The sequence below is a fragment of the Streptomyces sp. NPDC047525 genome (assembly GCF_040643025.1).
Taxonomy (GTDB): domain Bacteria; phylum Actinomycetota; class Actinomycetes; order Streptomycetales; family Streptomycetaceae; genus Streptomyces; species Streptomyces durmitorensis.
The window spans coordinates 247,986-269,521 of sequence record NZ_JBEYTL010000005.1 but is presented as its reverse complement, the minus strand read 5'-3'; the positions used below and the strand labels follow the sequence as shown (position 1 = coordinate 269,521).

Below are 21,536 nucleotides of genomic sequence, written 5' to 3'. Positions count from 1 at the left end.
AGGAAACCGACCATGAGCAGCGCCGAGACCCCGACCCCCCGCGGCCCGGTCGATTCCTCCCGCGTCCCCCGGTACGCGGGCCCGGCGACCTACGCCCGGCTGCCCCGCCTCGACGAGGTGGGCGGCAAGACGGACATCGCCGTGGTCGGCGTGCCCTTCGACACCGGTGTCTCGTACCGCCCCGGCGCCCGCTTCGGCGGCAACGCGATCCGCGAGGCCTCGCGGCTGCTCCGTCCGTACAACCCCGCGCAGGACGCGTCGCCCTTCGCGCTCGCGCAGGTCGCGGACGCGGGTGACATAGCGGCCAACCCCTTCAACATCAACGAAGCGGTCGAGACGATCGAGGCCGCCGCGGACGACCTCCTCGGCTCCGGCGCCCGCATGATGACGCTCGGCGGCGACCACACCATCGCCCTGCCGCTCCTCCGTTCGGTCGCCAAGAAGCACGGCCCGGTCGCCCTGCTGCACTTCGACGCGCACCTGGACACCTGGGACACGTACTTCGGCGCCGAGTACACCCACGGCACGCCGTTCCGCCGTGCCGTCGAGGAGGGCATCCTCGACACCGAGGCGCTCTCCCACGTCGGCACGCGCGGCCCGCTGTACGGCAAGCAGGACCTCACCGACGACGAGAAGATGGGCTTCGGCATCGTCACGTCGGCGGACATCTACCGCCGCGGCGCCGACGAGGTCGCCGACCAGCTGCGCCAGCGCATCGGCGACCGTCCGCTGTACATCTCCATCGACATCGACTGCCTGGACCCGGCCCACGCGCCCGGCACCGGCACCCCGGAGGCGGGCGGCATGACGTCGCGCGAGCTCCTGGAGATCCTGCGGGGGCTCTCCTCCTGCAACCTCGTCTCGGCGGACGTCGTCGAGGTCGCCCCCGCCTACGACCACGCGGAGATCACGGCCGTCGCCGCCTCGCACACCGCGTACGAGCTGACGACGATCATGTCCCGCCAGATCGCGGAGGGGCGGGCGGCCAAGTGACGCACGACCACGACGTAGTCCTGCGGCCCACGGACGCGCAGACGACCGCGGCCCTGAACCCGCCCGCCGGGCGCAACGGCGGCGACCTCGTCGTCGAGACCCTCCAGGGCCTCGGCGCGACGACGGTCTTCGGCCTCCCCGGCCAGCACGCGCTCGGCATGTTCGACGCCCTGCGGCGCTCGTCCCTGTCGTACGTGGGGCTCCGCGTCGAGAACAACACGGGCTTCGCGGCGGACGCGTACGGCCGGATCACCGGCGAGGTGGCCCCGCTGCTGCTCTCCACCGGACCCGGCGCGCTGACCTCGCTCGCCGCGCTCCAGGAGGCGGCGGCCGGTTCCTCGCCCGTGCTCGCGATCGGCAGCCAGATCCCGGTGGCGGGGCTCGGCGGCGGCCGGCACGGCTACCTCCACGAGCTGCGCGACCAGCAGGCCTCCTTCCGCGACATCGTGAAGTCCGTGCACACGGTGCGCACGGCCTCGCAGATCCCCTCCGCGATCGCGGCGGCCTGGGAGTCGGCGCTGACCGCCCCGCACGGCCCGGTCTGGGTGGAGATCCCGCAGGACGTGCTGCTGGCGGAGACGACGCTGCCCGTGGTCACGGCCATGGACGCGACCCCGGACGACGTCGTCCCGCGCCCCGAGCTGACCGCGGTGGCGGCCGACCTGTTGTCCCGGGCCGAGCGCCCGGCGATCATCGCGGGTGGCGGAGTCGTACGCTCCGATGCCTCCGGCAAGCTGCTCGCTCTCGCCGAGCTGGTGAGCGCGCCCGTCGTCACGACCTTCGGCGGCAAGGGGGCGTTCCCCTGGGAGCACCCGCTGTCGCTCCAGTCGTGGCTGGAGGACCGGTACACCACGGACTTCCTGGAGGACGCGGACGTCCTCCTGGTGGTCGGCTCCGGCCTCGGCGAGCTCTCGTCGAACTACCACACGTTCAAGCCGCGCGGCCGGGTCATCCAGATCGAGGCCGACGCCGGAAAGCTGGAGTCCAACCACCCGGCGCTCGGCATCCACGCGGACGCGCGGCTCGCGCTCTCCGCGCTCCTGGAGACGATCGACGCCCCGCGCGAGGACCCCTCGGCCCCCGAGCGGGTGCGGACGGTCCTCACCAAGGTCAAGGACCGCATCGCCGCCCAGGAGCTCACCCTGGAGCAGCAGGTCCTGGCGTCGGTGCGCGAGGCCCTGCCGGACGCCTCGCCGTCCTTCTGGGACATGACGATCCTGGCGTACTGGGCCTGGTCCGCCTTCGACGCGCGGCGCCCGAACACGATGCACTCCGCCCAGGGCGCGGGCGGCCTCGGGTACGGCTTCCCGGCCGCGATCGGCGCGGCTGCCGCCGATCCCTCGAAGCCGGTCCTCGCCGTCTCGGGCGACGGCGGCGCGATGTACTCCATCGCGGAGCTGGCGTCGGCCAAGCAGCACGACCTGCCGGTCACCTGGCTGATCGTGGACGACGGGGGCTACGGAATCCTCCGGGAGTACATGTCCGACGCCTTCGGCGAGCCCACGGCGACGGAGCTCTCCCGGCCCGACTTCGTCGCGCTCGCGGAGTCCTTCGGCGTACCGGGCGTCCGGACGACGCCGGAGACCCTGAAGGACGACCTCGCCAAGGCGTTCGCGGAGCCCGGCCCGTCGGTGGTCGTGCTCCCGGCGGTCCTGCGGATGTTCGAGCCGACGCACATCTGAGCCGACGCACATCTGAGCCGACGCTGATCGCAGCGGAGTCCCGGCGTCACACCGCGAAGGGCGGGTGACACCGGGACTTCTCGCATCAGGGCGCGCACGGTGATCGTTTGGACACGGGCGTGTCACGGATCGGTCATCTGTTCCAAAGTCATACAACCTCGACCGGTACCGGCGAGTCATGCGGGGTGAGTGCGCCGGGGGGCGCGCTCGTACGGGCCCCGAGGGGTTTGTACGAACCCAAGGGGATGGGGAAATTCCATGACGCACCCGGTATCCGGGATATCCAGGCGTGCCCGCGTGCTCTCGGCGGGCCTCGCCGCCGGAGTGCTCGTGCCGCTCGGCACCGCAGTGACCGCCACGCCCGCCGTCGCCGCGGCGGCACCGCAGGTGACCTGCACCTCCGCGCAGGCCGGCCTGGCCGCCAAGCTGACGAAGGACATCACGGCGGCGCTGAAGAACCGCAAGGGCACGGTCGCGGTCGGCCTCCACGACCGCACCACCAAGACCACCTGCACCCTGCGCCCGACCACCTCGTTCGACTCGGCGAGCGTCGTCAAGACGACCGTCCTCGCGACGCTGCTGTGGGACGCGAAGAAGACCGACCGGAAGCTGTCGGCCCGTGAGTCGGACCTCGCGTACGCCATGATCACCAAGTCGGACAACGCGGCGACCAGCAAACTCTGGAGCCAGCTCGGCACGGCCAAGGTGAAGGGCTTCCTCAGGGCCGCCAAGATGACGAAGACGGTGCCGGGATCCGGCGGCTACTGGGGCCTGACCCAAATCAACGCGGCCGACGAGCAGAAGCTCCTCGCCCTGATCACCGCCAAGAACTCCGTCCTGAGCGACAACGCGCGCGCCTACATCCTCAAGCTCATGGGCAAGGTCGTCTCCTCACAGCGCTGGGGCACCCCGGCGGGCGCGCCGTCCGGCGTCGCGATCCACGTCAAGAACGGCTGGCTGCAGCGGTCCACGCACGGCTGGCGGGTGCACAGCATCGGCGCGTTCAAGGGCGGCGGCCACGACTACACGATCTCCGTGCTCACCCACGGCAACAGCACCATGAACTACGGCGTCGCCACCATCCAGGGCGTGGCCAAGGCCATCCACAAGGACCTGACGCCCAGGACCGCCGCGTCCCAGCGCTACACGCCGACGGACACACCGCGAGAGGCGTTCGTGGCGGTCCCCGGCAGCTGACGGGTCCTAGGACCTCAGACCCCTCTTTGTTGCGGCGGGATGAAATCCGCATCCCGCCGCGTTGGGCCTCTCGGCAGGTCAGGTCGACGGGTCGACGGGATGAGGCAGCACGTGGTGGAGCAACGGGGTGGGGCCGAGACGGAGAAATCCGGCTGGGCGAAGCGGCTGACCGGGTACGCGTGGCGGTACCCGAAGGACGTCGTGCTCGCGCTCGGGGCCTCGCTCGGCGGCATGGCCGTCATGGCGCTCGTCCCGCTCATCACCAAGGTGATCATCGACGACGTCATCGGGGACAAGACCCGGTCCATGGGGCCCTGGGTCGGCGCCCTCATCGGCGCCGCCATCCTCGTCTACGCCTTCACCTACGTCCGCCGCTACTACGGCGGCCGCCTCGCCCTCGACGTCCAGCACGACCTGCGGACCGAGATGTACGGCACGATCACGAAGCTCGACGGCCGGCGGCAGGACGAGCTGTCCACCGGTCAGGTCGTCGGACGCGCCACCAGCGACCTCCAGCTCATCCAGGGCCTGCTCTTCATGCTGCCGATGACCATCGGCAACATCCTGCTCTTCGTCATGTCCCTCGTGATCATGGCGTGGCTCTCCGTCCCGCTGACCCTCGTCGCGCTCGCCGTCGCCCCCGCCCTCTGGTTCATCGCCAAGCGCAGCCGGGGCCGCCTGCACCCCTCCACCTGGTACGCGCAGGCCCAGGCCGCCGCCGTCGCCGGAGTCGTGGACGGCTCCGTCTCCGGCGTACGCGTCGTGAAGGGGTTCGGCCAGGAGGAGCAGGAGACCGGGAAGATCAGGGAGGTCAGCCGCAAGCTCTTCGCGGGGCGCCTGCGGACCATCCGGCTCAACTCCAAGTACACGCCCGCCCTGCAGGCCGTGCCCGCGCTCGGGCAGGTCGCGATGCTCGCGCTCGGCGGCTGGCTCGCGGTGCGCGGGCAGATCACGCTCGGCACGTTCGTCGCCTTCTCCAGCTATCTCGCCCAGCTCGTCGGGCCCGTGCGCATGCTCGCCATGGTCCTCACCGTCGGCCAGCAGGCCCGCGCGGGCGCCGAGCGCGTCCTGGAGCTCATCGACACCGAGCCGACCCTGAAGGACGGCACGAAGGAGCTGCCCGCCGACGCCCCGGCCACCGTCGAGTTCGACGACGTCTCCTTCGCGTACGAGGACAACCGCCCCGTCCTCGACGGGCTCTCCTTCGAGATCCGGCCCGGCGAGACCCTCGCCGTCGTCGGCACATCGGGCAGCGGCAAGTCCACCGTCTCGCTGCTGATGCCCCGCTTCTACGACGTGACGCACGGCGCCGTCCTCATCGGCGGGCACGACGTGCGCGAGCTGACCACCGACTCGCTGCGGGCCGCCATAGGGCTCGTGCCCGAGGACTCCTTCCTCTTCTCCGACACCATCCGCGCCAACATCGCGTACGGAAAGCCGGACGCCACCCAGGAAGAGATCGAGACCGCGGCCCGCGCCGCCCAGGCCGACCGCTTCATATCCGAGCTGCCCGACGGCTACGACACCACCGTCGGCGAGCACGGACTCACCCTCTCCGGCGGTCAGCGCCAGCGCGTGGCCCTCGCCCGCGCCATCCTCACCGACCCCCGCCTGCTCGTCCTCGACGACGCGACGTCGGCGGTGGACGCGCGCGTCGAGCACGAGATCCACGAGGCCCTGCGCGGCGTCATGGCGGGCCGCACGACCCTCCTCATCGCGCACCGCCGCTCCACCCTGAACCTCGCCGACCGCATCGCCGTGCTCGACGGCGGAAAGCTCGCCGCGATCGGTACGCACGAGGAGCTGACCGAGCGATCGGCGCTCTACAGGCGCCTGTTGACCGACCCCGACGAGCTCGGCGGCGTCTCGCCCGGCCACGCGGTCCCGGTCGAGTTCCCCGAGGACACCTCCCTGCGCGAGGAGCTCGACGCCGAGTTCGACGCCGAGCGCGGCATCACCCCGCAGCTCTGGGTCGGCGACCGCGAGCCCAAGGACACCGCGATGTCCGGGATGCCCGCGACACCCGAACTCCTCGCGCAGGTCGACGCGTTGCCCCCCGCCACCGACACCCCCGGCATCGACGAGGCGCGCGCGGTGAGCACGGAGGAGTCGTACGGGCTGCGCCGCCTCCTCGCCGGGTTCGGCAAGCCCCTGCTGCTCGCCCTGCTCCTCGTCGCCATCGACGCGGGCATGGGCCTGCTGCTTCCCGTGCTGATCCGGCACGGCATCGACGAGGGCGTCTCGCAGCTCGCGCTCGGCGCCGTGTGGGCGGCCTCCGGGCTCGGCCTGCTCACCGTGCTCGTCCAGTGGACGGCGCAGATCGGCGAGACGCGGATGACGGGACGGACGGGCGAGCGGGTGCTCTACTCCCTCCGTCTGAAGATCTTCGCCCAGCTCCAGCGGCTCGGACTCGACTACTACGAGCGGGAGTTGACCGGGCGCATCATGACCCGGATGACGACGGACGTGGACGCGCTCTCCACCTTCCTGCAGACGGGTCTGGTCACCGCCTTCGTCTCCGTCGTCACCTTCTTCGGCATCATGGGCGCGCTCCTCGTCATCGACGTGCAGCTCGCACTCGTCGTCTTCGCGACGCTGCCGCCGCTGATCATCGGCACGTTCTTCTTCCGCCGCTCCAGCGTCAAGGCGTACGAGCTGGCGCGCGAGCGCGTCTCGGTGGTCAACGCCGACCTCCAGGAGTCCGTCGCCGGGCTCCGCATCGTGCAGGCCTTCCGGCGCGAGCGCTCGGGCGGCAAGAAGTTCGCGCAGGCCAGCGACGACTACCGCAGCGCGCGCATCCGCGGGCAGTGGCTGATCTCCATCTACTTCCCGTTCGTGCAGCTGCTCTCGGCGGTCGCGGCGGCCGCGGTCCTGATGGTCGGCGCGGGACGCGTGGAGGCGGGGACGCTGACGACCGGCGCGCTGGTCGCCTACCTCCTCTACATCGACCTGTTCTTCGCGCCCGTCCAGCAGCTCTCCCAGGTCTTCGACGGCTACCAGCAGGCCACCGTCTCGCTGGGCCGCATCCAGGAACTGCTCCAGGAGCCGACCTCGACCAAGGCCGCGGACGAGCCGCTCGACGTCCTGTCCCTGCGCGGGGAGATCGCCTTCGAGGACGTGGACTTCGCGTACGGCTCCGACGGCGAACCGGAGGAAGCCCTCAGCGGTGTGCGCCTGCGCATCCCCGAGGGCCAGACGGTCGCCTTCGTCGGCGAGACCGGCGCGGGCAAGTCGACGCTGGTCAAGCTCGTCGCCCGGTTCTACGACCCGACCGGCGGCCGCGTGACGGTGGACGGCACGGACCTGCGGTCCCTGGACCTCACCTCGTACCGCCACCGCCTCGGCGTCGTCCCGCAGGAGGCCTACCTCTTCGCGGGCACCGTGCGCGACGCGATCGCCTACGGGCGGCCCGACTCCACGGACGCCCAGGTGGAGGCCGCGGCCCGCGCGGTCGGCGCGCACGACATGATCGCCACCCTGGACGGCGGCTACCTCCACGAGGTCTCCGAGCGCGGCCGCAACCTCTCCGCCGGGCAGCGCCAGCTGATCGCCCTGGCCCGCGCGGAGCTGGTCGACCCGGACATCCTGCTCCTCGACGAGGCGACCGCCGCCCTCGACCTCGCCACGGAAGCGCAGGTCAACCAGGCCACCGACCGCATCGCGGGCAAGCGCACCACACTGGTGGTCGCCCACCGCCTGACCACGGCGGCCCGCGCGGACCGCGTGATCCTCATGGACCACGGCCGGGTCGCGGAGGACGGCACGCACGAGGAGCTGCTCGCCCTTGACGGGCGGTACGCGACGCTGTGGCGGACGTTCGTGGGGGAGGCCGAGCCGTCGGCCGCGTAGCCCGCCGAACGAATCGGGGCGGCGGCGCAACCGCGGGCCCCGCGGTCCGCGTCCGTACACCAGTACGCTGATGCGGAAGTGTCGGGAGGGAAACTGGTGAGCAGTGGTCGAATACGGCGGAGCCTTGCGCTCGGTGCCGTCGTCCTCGCGGCAGCCGTCCTGCTCGGTGTCGCGGGCGCCGGCGCGGCGCAGGCACAGGCGTCGGCCGGACGTTGCGCCGGGCACAAGGTGCGCACCCTCTCCTTCAGCACGGGCAAGGTCGTCGTCTACAAGAAGCGCGGCTTCGTCTGCGCGGTCACCATCGCCAAGCGCCCCGGCGCCCGCAAGACGATGCTGGTGAGCGTCCAGGCCCGCGGCAACCGCCCGGCCAGGGACAAGGGCAGCTACACGCATCACGCGGGCCCGGTGACGGTGCACGCGGGACATCGGTGTGTGTGGGTGAAGGGGAAGGTGGGCGGGGGGAGTGTCAGCTCGGGCTGGATCCTGTGCTGAGGGTGATCTGAACCCTGCGCCGAGAGTGATCTGAACCCTGCCCCGAGAGTGATGTCGCCTTTGTGACGTACTGCGTCCTGGTGTGACGCAAGAGCCCCTAGTAGTGAGCGAGTTGCTCCGATAAGTTCCGGCGGACGCAACCGTGAACTTAGGGGAGAGTGCATGCGCAAGGCGCTCAGATGGCTTCTGTCGCTAGTGGTGCTCATAGGCACCGTCGGCACAGCGAGCGCGGCAGGGGCGGCCACCGCCGCCGAGCCGCGGGCCATCGACACACAGGCTACGGACATAAAGGACCGGCTCCTCGCGATACCGGGCATGAGCCTGATCGAGGAGAAGCCGTACACCGGCTACCGCTACTTCGTCCTCAACTACACCCAGCCGATTGACCACCGGCACCCCTCCAAGGGCACCTTCAAGCAGCGCCTGACGGTCCTGCACAAGGACACCGCCCGCCCCACGGCCTTCTTCACCAGCGGCTACGGCGTCTCGACGACCCCCAGCCGCAGCGAGCCGACGCGGATCATCGACGGCAACCAGATCTCGCTGGAGTACCGCTTCTTCACGCCGTCCCGCCCCCAGCCGGCCGACTGGTCCAAGCTGGACATCTGGCAGGCCGCGAGCGACCAGCACCGCATCTTCAAGGCGCTCAAGCCCATCTACGACAAGAAGTGGGTGGCCACCGGCGGCTCGAAGGGCGGCATGACCGCCACGTACTACGAGCGCTTCTACCCGCGTGACATGGACGGCGTCGTCGCGTACGTCGCCCCGAACGACGTGGTGAACAAGGAGGACTCGCGCTACGACGAGTTCTTCGAGACGGTCGGCACCAAGGAGTGCCGGGCCAAGCTGGAGGCCGTGCAGCGCGAGGCGCTCGTGCGCCGCGAGCCGCTGGAGAAGAAGTACGCCGCGTTCGCCGCTGAGGGCAACTACACCTTCAAGACGGTCGGGAACCTGGACAAGGCGTACGAGGCAGTCGTCCTCGACCTGGTGTGGGGCTTCTGGCAGTACCAGCCGGAGTCCGCGTGCGCGGACGTCCCCGACGCGTCGACCGCTTCGGACCAGGTGATCTTCGACTACGTCGACGCGGTGGGCGGCTGGACCTCCTACACGGACCAGGGCCTGACCCCGTACACGCCGTACTACTACCAGGCCGGTACGCAGCTGGGCTCGCCCGACATCTCCCAGCCCTGGCTCGGCGACCTGAGCCGCTACGGCTACCAGCCGCCGCGGAACTTCGTGCCGCGTGACATCCCGATGAAGTTCCAGTCGGGCGCCATGAAGGACGTGGACCGCTGGGTGCGGCACAACGCGACGCGGATGATGTACGTCTACGGCGAGAACGACCCGTGGGGCGCCGAGCCGTTCCGCCCCGCCAAGGGCGCGAAGCACGACTCGCACGTCTTCACCGCGCCGGGCGCCAACCACGGCGCGAACGTGGCCGGCCTCGTCCCCGCGGAGAAGGCGAAGGCGACGGAGCGGATCCAGGCGTGGGCCGGGGTCTCCACACCGGCCGCCGCGAAGCCGCTGGCTCCGTATGACGCGAAGCTGGACCGCAAGGACCAGCAGAAGGAGCTGACTCTGCGCCCGTAGTGATCGCACCGTCGATCACCGGCTCCGCCGAGTTTGTCCTCGAACGCCGGACGGGCTGAATACTCAGCCCGTCCGGCGTTCGCGACCGCTCACAACCGCACCGCACACCCCACCGGCTTCCCGCCCCCCAGCGACACATAGAGCTCCGTCGCGGCGGGGCACAGGGACCGCTGCGAGACGGCCACCGTCACCCGGTACTCCGGGGCCTTCGGCCCGGAACCGTCGCACGCCGTCTCCCTGACCTCCCTCTCCCGGGCGCTGTAGACGCAGTCGCCCACCACGGTCCGAGGTCCGCCCCCGCCTCCGGGATCCCCGGGATGCGGTTCCTCGAGGTTCCGCATGCAGGCGTAGCCCCGCGGAACCTCCCCGTTCCCGTCCTCGTCCACCGACGGCCGGTCCTCGCTGATGTGGAGCACGAAGTCCGTGCGGGCGGGGCATGAGGGGCCCTCCGCGACCTTGCCGTCGTAGCGGGCGATGACCCGCGCCGCAGCCCGCTCACTCGTGCACGACACCTCCGTGAAGGTCTCGCGCCCCCGCGAACTGCACTCGTCCACGGCAAGGAAGACGGCCCCGTGCCCGGACGGCACCGACGAGGACGGCTGCCGCCCCGACGACTCCGATTCCGGGTCCGAGGACTTCTGACAGCCGGTCACGCCGGCGAACACCACCAGCAGCGCCCCCGCGCACCTCCAGCCAAGCAAGGCAAACATGGCAATCCCCCCGATATGTGCACCCAGCGTGACCCGCGCGGGCGGGCGCACGCCAGGTGCGTGGGGTTCTTTGGGCCAGGTGGAGGTGGTGCGCCGGTGGCGCGGCGTACGGATCAGTACGTCAGGCCGTACCCGACCGGATACAGCACCTGCCCCGGATCATCCGCCCGCTGCACCGGCACGGGCAGCTTCCCCCGCGGCTCGACGCGCCCTGCCACCACCCGTGCCGCGGCGCGCAGTTCGACGTCCGTCCAGCAGTACGCGGCCAGCGAAGCGCCCACGGACGGCAGCCGCGCCACGTCGTACGGATTGCGGATCGCCACGGCGACGACCGGGACGCCCGTCGCCACCAGCGCCTCCACCAGCGCGATCTGGGCGCTCCCGGCCCCCACGTTGTACGTGCCCACGAGCACCGCGTCCTGGCCCGCTGCCGCCGCCACCGCCTCGGCGATCTTCGCGGCGGAGGGGGCCGTGCCCGTCGGCAGGACCGTCGGCGAGAAGCCGAGGTCCGTCAGCTCGCGCCCGAGCACGGTCGTCGGCGGCCCCGTCGTCCCCGAGGGCGACGCCGGGTCCGCGCCCACCACGAGCACCTTCCGCTGCGTGCGCCGCGACAGCGGAAGCAGGCCGTCCTTGTTGAGCAGCAGCGTCGTCGTCTCGTCGGCGATCCGGTCGGCGGCGGCGAGATGCGCGCGCGTACCGACCGCACGGTCGACGCCGCGCGAGGAGACGTACGGGTCGGAGAACAGGTCGAGCTTCGACTTCAGACGCAGGACGCGAAGGATCGATTCATCGAGGCGTTCCTCGGTCAACTCGCCCTCCCGCACCGCCTGGAGCACCGCGTTCCAGGCGATCTCCGGCTTCGGCGGGTTCAGGAGCTGGTCGACGCCCGCCTTCAGGGCGAGCACCGGCACGCGGTCGTCGCCGTACTTCGTGCGGACGCCCTGCATGCCGAGCGAGTCCGTCACCACGACGCCGTCGTAGCCCAGTTCCTCGCGCAGGATGCCGGTGAGGATGGGGCGCGAGAGCGTGGCCGGGTCCTCCGCCGGATCCAGGGCGGGGACCACGATGTGCGCGGTCATGATCGAGTCGATGCCCGCTTCCACCGCCGCCCGGAACGGCGGGGCGTCCAGGGTCTCCCACTGCTCACGGGTGTGGTGGATGTACGGCAGCTTCGAGTGGCTGTCGTCCTTCGTGTCGCCGTGCCCGGGGAAATGCTTGGACGTCGACGCGATGTCCGCTCCCTGGTAGCCCTTCACCTGGGCGGCGACCAGATCTGCGACGGCCTCGGGGTCCGAGCCGAAGGAGCGCACGGCGATGACGGGGTTGGCGGGATTGACGTTCACGTCGGCGACCGGCGCGTAGTTCTGCCGGATGCCGAGCGCGCGGAGCTCGGTGCCCGCGATGCGGGCCGCCTTGCGCGCGGTGGAGCGGGAGCCCGCCGCGCCCAGGGCCATCGCGCCGGGCAGGAGCGTGGCGGGGATGCCCACGCGGGCCACGGCGCCGTGCTCCTGGTCGGTGGAGATGAGCAGCGGGATGCGGGCGGTGGGGGACTGCTCCGGGGCGTCAGGGGTGAGGGCCGCGCGCTGGATGCCGTTCGAGAGGTCGGCGATCTGGTGCGGGGCACGGGTGTTGTGGGCCCAGCCGAAGTAGATGATGCCGCCGAGGTGGTACTTGGCGACCGCCTCCGCGGCGGTGCGGACGCCGAGCTCCTTGAGGTTGGAGTCGATGTCCGCCTGGTCGGGCTCGGTGGCGGAGTGGCCGTACACATGCATCACGAAGAGCTGGCCGACCTTCTCCTCGAGGCTCATGCGGGAGATGAGCTCCCGCAGCTTCCGGTCGCGGCCTCGGTCGCCGCTGCCCGCCGCGTGGGCGGCGGAGGGCGCGGCGAGGGCCGTCGCGGCGACGGCCGTGGCGGTGAGCAGGGTGCGTCTGGAGGCGTTGCGGTGGGACATGTGCGCTCCTTCGGGGACGTCCTTCGGGGGACGGAAGCCGGACCGGGTGCCGGGCTGGGGAAACCGGCTGAAGGAAACTTTCCGAGAGTCACGGATATCCCGAAGATTTCTGCCGGTCAAGGGCGTCGGCAGCCGAAGTCGGCAGCCGCCGTGGAGGAGAGGGGCCGTCACCGGCGCTGTTGGAGGGGCGCACCGGTGACGGCATGCTGCCGGCCGCGGGCGGCAGAGAGGGTGGTCAGCGTTCGCAGCCAGCAGCGATGCCGACACCGCCGCGCGGAGACTCACCCGGCAGCACGGCAGTTGGACGGTGGCGCCTTCGCGTGGGTTCCCGGCAGAGGGTGTTTTCCGGAAAGTGGTGCGGGCGGGAGCAATGAGCTTCAGGGGGCGGTGTCGGGAGCCACCCCGGGCCAGTGTCCCTGCAAGGTGCGTACCGTCTCCGCGATCGCGGGGCGCCGCGACGCCCCCTCCCGCCACAGCGCGTACAGCCGCCGCACCGGCAGCGGATCGAGCCGCACCGTGACCGCGCCGTCCGGGACGGGGCCGCGGCCCAGGCGAGGGATCAGGGCGATGCCGAGCCCCGCCGCGACCAGCGCGACCAGGGTGGGGTTCTCCTCCGCCGTGTGCGCGATGTCCGGCTCGCAGCCCGCCTCGCGCAGGGTGCGCACCAGCCACTCGTGGCAGACGAGCCCCGGCGGCTGGGTGATCCACCGCTCGCCCTTCAGGTCCTCGCGGCGCACGGAGCCGCGCCCCGCGAGCCGGTGGCCCGCGGGCACCACGAGGTCGCAGTAGTCGTCGCCGATGACGGCCTGCTCGACGCCGGGCGGTGTCGGCAGCGGCGCGATGTCCCAGTCGTGCACGACCGCCATGTCCACCGCGCCCTTGGCCACCAGGCCCACGGACAGATGCGGGTCGATCTCCGACATCCGGGCGTCGAGCGCGGGGTGCCGCACGGCGAGGTCCGCGAGGGCGCCGGGCAGCAGGCCGCGCGCCGCCGAGGCGAACGCGGCGATGGTCAGGCGCCCGGCGGGCAGCCCGCGCCGCTCCTCAAGCTCGGTCTCCGCGCGCTCCACGATCGCCATCAACTCCTGTGCCGTGGAGGCGAGATGGCGGGCCTCCTCGGTGAGCGCGACGCCCCTGCCCTGCCGTTCGAGGAGGGTGGTGCGGGTCTCGCGCTCCAGCTTGGCTATCTGCTGGGACACGGCGGACGGGGTGTAGCCGAGCGCGGTGGCGGCTGCGCCGACGGTGCCGTGCACGGAGACGGCGTGCAGGGCGCGGAGCCGAGCGAGATCGAGCACGAAGAGCCCTCCCCTTGTGGTCGGCGACACCGGTCGGCGTCGCCCGATCCGTAAGCGTTGCTTCATTCCATCATGCAGAGATCCGCGCTGGTCCTACATGGTCGCGGCGGGTGATCCTCGACGCATGCGACCCGCACATGTCCTTCTGGCCGTCCTCGTCGCCGCCGTATGGGGCGTCAATTTCGTCGTCATCGAGGTGGGCCTCGACCACTTCCCGCCGCTGCTCTTCTCCGCCCTGCGCTTCCTGGTCGCGGCGCTGCCCGCGGTCTTCTTCGTGGGGCCGCCGAAGGTCGCCTGGAAGTGGATCGTGGGGGTCGGACTCGTCCTGGGGGTCGCCAAGTTCGGCCTGCTCTTCATCGGCATGGACGCGGGGATGCCGGCCGGGATGTCCTCTCTCGTCCTCCAGATCCAGGCCGTGTTCACGGCCCTGTTCGCCTTCGTGGCCCTCGGTGAACGCCCCGGCCGCGTACGCCTTCTGGGCATGCTGATCGCCCTCGCGGGCATCGGCGTCGCGGCAGTCGACGAGGGAGAGGCGGGTCCGCTCACGGCCTTCGCGCTGCTGATCGGCGCCGCGGCCTGCTGGGGCGCGTCGAACGTCCTGACCCGCAAGGCGTCCCCGCCCGACGCGCTGAACTTCATGGTGTGGGTGAGCACGGTCCCGGTCCTGCCGCTCCTGGCGCTCTCGCTCCTCTTCGAGGGCCCTTCGGCGGGCCGAGCCGCCCTGGCCTCACTGGACTGGCAGGGCGCGGGCATCATCGTCTACGTCGCGTGGATCACGACGGTCTTCGGCTTCGGCGCCTGGGGCTATCTCCTGCGCCGCCACCCCGCGTCGACCGTGGCGCCCTTCTCGCTCCTGGTCCCGGTGTTCGGGATGTCCGCGGCCGGGCTCGTCCTCGACGAGTCGGTGAGCGCCCTGGGCTGGTGCGCGGCGGCGCTCCTGGTCGGCGGGGTGGCCCTGACCTCCCTGGCCGGGGTCAGGCGTGGCGGTTCAGGAGCCGGGACAGGAAGTCCCGCCCCGGGCCAAGGAGTTCAGGTAGCGGCGCCGCTCCCTCGTACCACCGCTTCTCGTACTCCCAGCACAGCCAGCCGTCCCGGTGCTCCCCGCTGAGCAGCGCGTCCACGGTCTCGGCCAGCGGCAGGACGCCCTCGCCGAGGCCGAGAGGTGTCGTGTCCTCGGTCGACGCGATGTCCTTCACCTGGACGTAGCCGAGGTACGGGGAGAGCGCCGCGAGGCTCTCGGCGGGGGACTCGCCGCCGAGCCAGGTGTGCATCACGTCCCACAGGGCGCCCGCGTGACGGTGGCCGACCGCGCCGAGCACGCGGGTCGCCGCGGCGCCCGTGCGGTGCGAGTCGTGGGTCTCCAGGAGGATGCGTACGCCGAAGTCCGCGGCGTACTCGGCCGCGGTGCCGAGCCGTCGTGCGGCCGTCGCGTCGGCCTCCTCCGCGCTCTGTTCGGTGCCGCCGCCGGGGAAGACGCGGATGAAGGGGGCGCCCAGGTCGCGGGCGAGCGTGAGCAGGGACCGTATGTCGTCGAGCACGGGCTCGTCGTCGCCGGGTGCGGCCACGCGCGCGTACCCGGAGATGCCGAGGATCTCGATGCCCGCGGTCTTGAACTGGGCCGCCACATCGGCCCGTTCGGTGAGGTCGATCCCCGGGTGGACCGGCTCCTCGGGGTGCGCGCGCAGTTCGATGCCGTGAAAGCCGTGGGTGGTGGCCAGGTTCAGCACGTCGGCGATGGGGAGTCCGGGGACGCCGAGGGTGGAGAAGGCGAGTTTCATGACGCAGACCCTAGGTGCAGTTGCCAGTCCTGCCCCAGCAGGTCGACGCCGAACGAACGGTGCGGCTTCTCGTCGACCAGGACGAATCCGTGCCGGAGGTAGATGGCGCGGGCGGCGCCGAGGATGTCGTTGGTCCACAGAACCATCTCGCGGTAGCCGACGCCGCGCGCGAACTCGACGCAGGCGCCGACCAGTTGATCGCCGATGCCGTGCCCCCGGGCGTCCGGCTCGACGAGCAGGAGCCGCAGCCGTGCGGTCCCGGGTGCCTCGTCGCGCACGCACATCACGCACCCCACGGGCCGCCCGTCGAGCTCGGCGATCCACACCCGCTCCAAGTGCGGATCGTGATCCTCCGCGAAGTCGGCGACGATGCGGGCGACCAGGCCTTCGTAGTCGGCGTTGAACCCGAACTCGGCCGCGTACAGGGCGGCGTTGCGCTGCACGATCCACCCGAGATCACCCGGACCGGGCTCACGGAGGACGGGCCGCGAGGCGGCAGCCCCTTCCCTGCCGTCGCTCAGGATCTCCCGCACGGTGCGCATCGCGGTCGCGAGGCGTGGCCGCTCGGTGGCAGGGACGGCCGAGAGCAGCGAGCCGACGGCCTCGCTTGACCGCTCGTCCAGCAGCCCGGCGGTCTCGCGCCCCCGCGCGGTGAGCGTGATGCGCTGACGCCGTGGATCGCGCTCGGACGGCGCGCGCTCGACGATCCCGCCCTTCTCGAACTTGCCGAGCAGACGGCTCAAGTACCCGGCGTCGAGGGAGAGTTCGGAGCGCAGATCGGCGGCGTCGAGATGCGAGGCATGCGCGAGCTCGTACAGGACGCGGGCCTCGGTGAGGGTGTACGGGACGTAGAGCTGGCGGCTGTAGTCGAGGGCGCCGATGAGGTTCGTGTAGAAGCGGTTGAAGGCGCGGATCTCTTGGACGGGCGTATCGGGAGAGTGCGGCATCGCGGATCACTCACTTCGGCGGTCATCGGGCCGGGTCCGATTACCGTTGACTGAGTCAAGGGTAAGCCCGGGTCGCCTCCCACCGCCATCCCCGCCGCGTGGGATCCGTCAGGCTCAGCCCGGATCCCCGGCCTTCGGAATGCCGTCAGCCGTGACGGCGGCGGTATCCGGCGCTCAGCCGCGCGGCGGCGCCGTCGACCCCCGCACCATCAGCTCCGCCCCGATCGTCGCCACGCCCCCGGGCGGTGCCTCCTCCGCGCCCGTGGCCAGGCGGCCCGCGCGGGCGCCCGCCTCGTACAGCGGCAGTCGTACGGTCGTCAGGGCGGGGACGGCGTCCACCGAGAACGGCAGGTCGTCGAAGCCCGCCACCGAGATGTCCTCGGGGATGCGCAGACCGCGCTCGCGCAGGGCGGCGGACGCGCCCAGGGCCACCGTGTCGTTGGCGGCCACGATGGCCGTCAAGTCCGGTGCGCGGCGCAGGAGTTCGAGCGTGGCCTCGTAGCCGGAGCGGCGGGTGTAGGGGCCGTGGACGGTCAGTTCGTCCTGGTCGCCGTTCCCGGCGTTCCCGCCGTTCCCGGGGTTCCCGGCGCCGGAGGCGGCGAGCGCGTCCCGGTGTCCTTCAAGGCGGTGCCGGGTGGTGGTCCGCTCCAGCGGGCCCGCCACGTACCCGATCCTGCGGTGCCCCAGCGTCAGGAGATGCTCCGTGAGCCGCCGCCCGCCGTTGCGGTTGTCGAAGGTGAGCGTGGCCACCGCCGCGTCCGAGTCCTCCAGGGGCGGCCGACCGCAGAGCACGATCCGGGTGCCCGCGTCCGCCAGGCGTGCCAGCTTCGCGGACATCGCGGCGGCGTGGGCGGGGTCCTCCAGGGCGCCGCCGGTCAGGACGACCGCGGCGGCGCGCTGCCGCTGGAGCAGGGTCAGATAGGTGAGCTCGCGCTCCGGGGAGCCGCCCGTGTTGCAGACCACGGCCATCCGCTCGCCGCCGGCACGCCCGCCGGGGCCGCCGATCTCGGACTGGACGGCGCCCGCCATGATCCCGAAGAAGGGGTCGGCGATGTCGTTCACGAGGATGCCGACCAGATCGGACGTGGCCGCGGCGAGCGAGCTCGCGGGCCCGTTGAGCACGTAGTCGAGGTCGTCCACGGCCCGCAGGACGCGCTCCCGGGTGGCGGCGGCGACGGGGTAGTTGCCGTTCAGTACGCGGGAGACGGTAGCGGGGGAGACCTGGGCGCGTGCCGCCACGTCCGCCAGGGTCACGGTCATCTCGTCGTCCTCCGGTCACGGCTCTGGTCCGAAGCTCTTGTCCGAACCTTGTGCGGCAGGCTAGCTTCTTCTTGGATAGAAAGCGCTTGCTATACGCTTACCTGCGTACGGAGGGACCCCTGTGACTCGCAAGACGGTTCGCATCGCCATGAACGGTGTGACGGGACGGATGGGCTACCGACAGCACCTCGTCCGCTCACTGCTGGCCCTGCGCGAGCAGGGCGGACTGGCCCTGGGCGACGCCGAAGGCACGGTGCTGTGGCCCGAGCCGGTCCTGGTGGGCCGCAGAGAGAACGCCCTGCGTGAGATCGCGGAGCGCCACGGACTCGACGCCGAGAAGAACGTCTCGACCGACCTGGACGCGGTCCTCGCGGACCCCACGATCGACATCTACTTCGACGCCCAGGTCACGTCCGCGCGCGAGGAGGCCCTCAAGCGGGCCATCGCGGCGGGCAAGCACATCTACACGGAGAAGCCGTCCGCGACAGGCCTCGCGGGAGCCCTGGAACTGGCGAGCCTGGCCAAGGCGGCCGGCATCAAGCACGGCGTGGTCCAGGACAAGCTCTTTCTGCCGGGGCTCCTGAAGCTGAAGCGCCTGATCGAAGGCGGCTTCTTCGGCAAGATCCTCTCCATCAGGGGCGAGTTCGGCTACTGGGTCTTCGAGGGCGACTGGCAGGACGCCCAGCGCCCCTCCTGGAACTACCGCGCGGAGGACGGCGGCGGCATCGTGGTCGACATGTTCCCGCACTGGGAGTACGTCCTGCACGAGCTGTTCGGCCGCGTACGCAGCGTCCAGGCGCTGGCCGCGACGCACGTACCGCAGCGCTGGGACGAGCAGAGCAAGCCCTACGACGCGACGGCGGACGACGCCGCGTACGGCATCTTCGAGCTCGAGGGCGGCGCGATCGCGCAGATCAACTCCTCCTGGACGGTCCGCGTGAACCGCGACGAGCTGGTCGAGTTCCAGGTGGACGGCACGGAAGGCTCCGCGGTCGCGGGGCTGCGCAACTGCCGTGTCCAGCACCGCAGTTCCACGCCCAAGCCGGTCTGGAACCCTGACCTGCCCGTCACCCACTCCTTCCGTGACCAGTGGCAGGAGATCCCCGACAACCAGGACTTCGACAACGGCTTCAAGGCCCAGTGGGAGCTGTTCCTGCGGCACGTGTACGCGGACGCGCCCTACCACTGGGACCTGCACGCGGGCGCACGCGGCGTGCAGCTCGCGGAACTGGGCCTGAAGTCATCGGCCGAGGGCCGCCGCATCGAGGTGCCGGAGATCGCCCAGTGACGCTCCTGCTGCCGCGCGCGGACGGCACCACGCGCGCATACGAGCCCCACCGGGCGCCCTCGCGAGTGGCACCCGGGGGCAGCTCCCCCCTCACCTCCCGCACGGTCTTCTCGGCGGCACATGTGGTGGCCGACCCGTACGCCGACGTCTCCCCGGACTACCCGGCGGCCGTCGACTGGGACGCCACCCTCGCCTTCCGCCGCCACCTGTGGGCGCAGGGCCTTGGCGTGGCCGAGGCGATGGACACGGCGCAGCGCGGAATGGGCCTGGACTGGAAGGGCGCGGCGGAGCTGATCACGCGTTCCGCCGCGGAGGCGAGGTCGGTGGGCGGCACGATCGCCTGCGGCGCGGGCACGGACCAGCTGACGGAACCCGCCGACCTGGCGATGGTCCGCTCCGCGTACGAGGAGCAGCTGACCCTGGTCGAGTCGAGCGGCGCACAGGTGATCCTGATGGCGTCCAGGGCGCTCGCCTCGGCGGCGAAGTCGCCGGACGACTACCTGGAGACGTACGGACACCTCCTGCGCCAGGCGAGCGAGCCGGTGATCCTGCACTGGCTCGGCCCGATGTTCGACCCGGCGCTCACCGGCTACTGGGGGAGCGAGGACCTGGACGCGGCGACCGAGACCTTCCTGGAGGTCATCACCGCGCACCCGGACAAGGTCGACGGCATCAAGATCTCCCTCCTCGACCCGGGGCGCGAGATCGCGCTGCGCCGCCGCCTCCCGGACGGCGTCCGCTGCTACACGGGCGACGACTTCAACTACCCCGAGCTGATCGCGGGCGACGACCAGGGCTTCAGCCACGCACTCCTGGGCATCTTCGACCCGCTGGCTCCGCTGGCGGCCGAGGCGGTGCGCGCGCTGGACACCGGCGACACCAAGGCGTTCCGCGCCTGCCTCGACCCGACGGTCGAACTCTCCCGCCACCTGTTCCAGCCCCCCACCCGCTTCTACAAGACGGGTGTGGTCTTCCTGGCCTGGCTGGCAGGCCACCAAACGCACTTCACCATGGTGGGGGGTCTCCAGTCGGCGCGTTCGCTGCCGCACTTGGCCCGCGCCTACGAACTGGCGGACGGCCTCGGCCTGTTCCCGGACCCGATCCTGGCGGAGACCCGCATGAAATCCCTTCTCGCCACGTACGGAGTGGACCAATGAGCGAGAGCGAGGCCCTGGCGCGCTTCTCCATCAACCAGATGACGGTGAAGCAGCTGTCGCTGCCCGAACTGGCTTCGGAGTGCGTGAAGTTGGGCATCACGGGGGTCGGCCTGTGGCGGGAGCCGGTCCAGTCCTACGGCCTGGAGCGGACCGCCAAGCTGATGCGCGACGCGGGCCTGACGGTCACCACGCTCTGCCGGGGCGGCTTCCTCACGGCGATCGACCCGCACGCGCGCGTGCGGGCCATCGACGACAACAAGGCGGCGATCGACGAGGCGGCGGCGCTGGGCACGGACACGCTGGTCCTGGTGTCCGGCGGCCTGCCTCCCGGCAGCAAGGACTTGCAGGGCGCACGCTCCCGGATCGCCGAGGGGCTCGCGGAGCTCGCTCCTTACGCGGCGTCCCGGGGCATCCGCCTGGCCATCGAACCCCTCCACCCCATGTTCGCCTCGGACCGCTGCGTGGTCTCCACGCTGACCCAGGCCCTGGACCTGGCGGAGCGCTTTCCCTCCTCTGAGGTCGGGGTCTGCGTGGACACGTACCACGTGTGGTGGGACGACCAGGCGCCCGCGCAGATCGCCCGCGCGGGCCGGGGCGGACGCCTGCACGCCTTCCAACTGGCGGACTGGATCACTCCGTTGCCGGAGGGCGTCCTGAACGGGAGGGGCCAGCTGGGGGAGGGCTCGATCGACCTGCGGTCGTGGCGCGCCTTGGTGGAGGAGGCGGGCTACGGGGGCCCGATAGAGGTGGAACTCTTCAACGAGGCCCTGTGGTCGGGGGACGGCAGGGCCCTCCTGTCAACCACGGCCCAAAGCTACGTACGGCACGCGTGACTTAACGCCTCCCCTCGGCAGGGGAGGCTGCCGGCCCCTCTCTTGCAGGCCTTCCCCACGCACCCGCCCATAACCCCGCATCGCCCCCGCGCCGAACAGGCCTTTCCCGCCCACCCGCCCGATTGCCCCGGGGTGGCAAGGGGGGCGCGTTGAAGTAGCAGGGGTGGGTGGGTGATCTGCGCGGGTGGGCGGTGCAGTGGATTGCGGGCGGGGGGGGGGATCTGTGCTGTGGGGCTGGGTGTGGATGTATTGCAACCCGGGTTACTGGCGTGGGTGGTTCGCACAGGTGGGGGCGGGGGAGCGTCGTCAAGGACGGGCCGGGCCCCGGCCGGACAGGTCGGCCCTCACGCACCCGCAGTCGGCAGCGCTCGTGAGGGGACGTGCCGGTATGTCCGCCCGGAGCACGGTTCGCGGCGCTCCGGCAGCGAAGCAGCAATCGCGGCCACCGGACGATAGCGAGGACGGACATACCGGCGCGGCCCCGCCCCCAAGGCCAAGTGGCGCCGCAGCACG

General features: G+C 71.5%; 15 protein-coding genes and 1 pseudogene. 10 read left to right on the top strand and 6 right to left on the bottom strand.

The genetic code is table 11. The annotated features are described in order from the left end of the window. Window positions 1-12 precede the first annotated feature (12 nt). From speB to ABZ833_RS16645, 6 genes are all read left to right on the top strand, one after another. Window positions 13-993, top strand: a complete 981-nt coding sequence (gene speB, locus ABZ833_RS16670; RefSeq protein WP_344528986.1) for an agmatinase — start codon at window positions 13-15, stop codon at window positions 991-993. Next, window positions 990-2,675: a thiamine pyrophosphate-binding protein gene (locus ABZ833_RS16665; protein WP_361046866.1), complete on the top strand. Its 1,686-nt coding sequence runs from the start codon at window positions 990-992 to the stop codon at window positions 2,673-2,675. The genes speB and ABZ833_RS16665 overlap by 4 nt, the downstream gene beginning before the upstream one ends. A 258-nt stretch (window positions 2,676-2,933) precedes the next feature. After that, window positions 2,934-3,872 (top strand): serine hydrolase, encoded by a 939-nt coding sequence (locus tag ABZ833_RS16660; RefSeq protein WP_361046863.1) that lies wholly within the window; start codon window positions 2,934-2,936, stop codon window positions 3,870-3,872. A gap of 111 nt (window positions 3,873-3,983) precedes the next feature. Beyond that, window positions 3,984-7,721: an ABC transporter ATP-binding protein gene (locus ABZ833_RS16655; protein ID WP_361046860.1), complete on the top strand. Its 3,738-nt coding sequence runs from the start codon at window positions 3,984-3,986 to the stop codon at window positions 7,719-7,721. A gap of 96 nt (window positions 7,722-7,817) precedes the next feature. Next, a complete protein-coding gene (locus ABZ833_RS16650; RefSeq protein ID WP_249589810.1) occupies window positions 7,818-8,213 on the top strand; it encodes a hypothetical protein in 396 nt (131 codons plus the stop codon). 162 nt (window positions 8,214-8,375) lie between these two features. After that, window positions 8,376-9,803 carry a S28 family serine protease gene (locus ABZ833_RS16645; RefSeq protein WP_361046857.1) on the top strand — a complete coding sequence of 476 codons (1,428 nt, stop codon included), beginning with the start codon at window positions 8,376-8,378 and terminating at the stop codon, window positions 9,801-9,803. A gap of 89 nt (window positions 9,804-9,892) precedes the next feature. Here ABZ833_RS16645 and ABZ833_RS16640 read toward each other — a convergent pair whose 3' ends face one another. From ABZ833_RS16640 to ABZ833_RS16630, 3 genes are all read right to left on the bottom strand, one after another. Further along, window positions 9,893-10,513: a hypothetical protein gene (locus ABZ833_RS16640; protein WP_361046854.1), complete on the bottom strand. Its 621-nt coding sequence runs from the start codon at window positions 10,511-10,513 to the stop codon at window positions 9,893-9,895. 113 nt (window positions 10,514-10,626) lie between these two features. After that, the gene (locus ABZ833_RS16635) at window positions 10,627-12,465 is read right to left on the bottom strand and encodes a glycoside hydrolase family 3 protein (protein ID WP_361046852.1); all 1,839 of its coding nucleotides are present in this window, start codon (window positions 12,463-12,465) and stop codon (window positions 10,627-10,629) included. 377 nt (window positions 12,466-12,842) lie between these two features. After that, window positions 12,843-13,760, bottom strand: coding sequence for a LysR family transcriptional regulator (locus ABZ833_RS16630; RefSeq protein ID WP_361046850.1), 918 nt, complete (start codon window positions 13,758-13,760; stop codon window positions 12,843-12,845). A gap of 124 nt (window positions 13,761-13,884) precedes the next feature. On the opposite strand from ABZ833_RS16630, the gene ABZ833_RS16625 reads away from it, so the two are divergent. Next, window positions 13,885-14,868, top strand: coding sequence for an EamA family transporter (locus ABZ833_RS16625; RefSeq protein WP_361046847.1), 984 nt, complete (start codon window positions 13,885-13,887; stop codon window positions 14,866-14,868). Here the strand turns inward: ABZ833_RS16625 and ABZ833_RS16620 are convergent. The 3 genes and pseudogenes from ABZ833_RS16620 to ABZ833_RS16610 all read right to left on the bottom strand — a co-directional run. Continuing rightward, window positions 14,822-15,538, bottom strand: a pseudogene (locus ABZ833_RS16620) (sugar phosphate isomerase/epimerase family protein); the annotation flags it as partial. The gene ABZ833_RS16625 and the pseudogene ABZ833_RS16620 overlap by 47 nt on opposite strands. Beyond that, window positions 15,535-16,485, bottom strand: a complete 951-nt coding sequence (locus ABZ833_RS16615) for a bifunctional helix-turn-helix transcriptional regulator/GNAT family N-acetyltransferase (RefSeq protein ID WP_361046844.1) — start codon at window positions 16,483-16,485, stop codon at window positions 15,535-15,537. The gene ABZ833_RS16615 and the pseudogene ABZ833_RS16620, both read right to left, overlap by 4 nt. Before the next feature lie 174 nt (window positions 16,486-16,659). Further along, window positions 16,660-17,745 (bottom strand): LacI family DNA-binding transcriptional regulator, encoded by a 1,086-nt coding sequence (locus ABZ833_RS16610; protein WP_361046842.1) that lies wholly within the window; start codon window positions 17,743-17,745, stop codon window positions 16,660-16,662. Between the two features lie 121 nt (window positions 17,746-17,866). On the opposite strand from ABZ833_RS16610, the gene ABZ833_RS16605 reads away from it, so the two are divergent. From ABZ833_RS16605 to ABZ833_RS16595, 3 genes are read left to right on the top strand one after another with little or no spacing between them, the layout of a single operon-like run. After that, on the top strand, window positions 17,867-19,033 hold the full coding sequence (locus ABZ833_RS16605; protein ID WP_361046840.1) for a Gfo/Idh/MocA family oxidoreductase: 1,167 nt from the start codon (window positions 17,867-17,869) through the stop codon (window positions 19,031-19,033). After that, complete coding sequence (locus tag ABZ833_RS16600) at window positions 19,030-20,190, top strand: dihydrodipicolinate synthase family protein (protein ID WP_361046837.1); 1,161 nt, start codon at window positions 19,030-19,032, stop codon at window positions 20,188-20,190. The genes ABZ833_RS16605 and ABZ833_RS16600 overlap by 4 nt, the downstream gene beginning before the upstream one ends. Beyond that, entirely contained in the window at window positions 20,187-21,023 is an 837-nt protein-coding gene (locus ABZ833_RS16595) for a sugar phosphate isomerase/epimerase family protein (protein WP_361046835.1), read from the top strand. Before ABZ833_RS16600 ends, ABZ833_RS16595 begins: the two co-directional genes overlap by 4 nt. Window positions 21,024-21,536: the final 513 nt, after the last annotated feature.